This window comes from Intrasporangium chromatireducens Q5-1, from assembly GCF_000576575.1.
Taxonomy (GTDB): Bacteria; Actinomycetota; Actinomycetes; order Actinomycetales; family Dermatophilaceae; genus Intrasporangium_A; species Intrasporangium_A chromatireducens.
The window spans coordinates 1-554 of record NZ_AWQS01000575.1; the positions used below are offsets into that span (position 1 = coordinate 1).

At 68.6% G+C, this 554-nt stretch carries 1 protein-coding gene; it reads left to right on the plus strand.

All coding sequences use genetic code 11. The annotated features are described in order from the left end of the window. Window positions 1-542, plus strand: a 542-nt coding sequence (locus N864_RS22955) for a cytochrome c biogenesis ResB family protein (protein WP_034723073.1), incomplete at its 5' end; no start/stop codon positions are given. Between the last annotated feature and the right edge of the window lie 12 nt (window positions 543-554).

Here is a 554-nt window from a genome sequence, read left to right on the forward strand (position 1 = left end):
AGCTCGGCATCACCGGCTTCTTCCTGCCCACGGCGGAGCCGACGTTCCGCAACGGGCCCGCCTCGATCTTCCCCGACGCCCTCGATCCCGAGGTCGCCATGTCCGTGTGGGAGGGCACGCTCTTCCCCGGCGGCACCCCACAGTCGGTCTACACGCTCAACACCGAGGAAATGAAGCAGGTGACCAAGCCCGACGGGTCGCCGGTCCTCGTGCGCCTCAAGCCCGGCCAGACCTACGAGCTGCCCGGCGGGCGCGGGTCGATCACCTTCGACTCCGTCAAGCGGTTCGCCGGGCTCTCCGTGCGCCACGACCCGGGTGAGGTCATCGCACTCGTCTCGGCGATCCTCACGACGGGTGGGCTGATCCTCGCCCTGACGATCAAGCGACGCCGCGTCTTCGTCCGGGTCCGCCGCGGTGACGGTCCAGACGGACCGGCTACCGTGGTGAGCATCGGTGGCCTCTCGAAGGACTCCGACGCCGGACTGACCTCCATCATCCAGGCCGTGCACGACCACCTTGCAGAACGGACATCCGCATCGTGACTCCCGAGACCC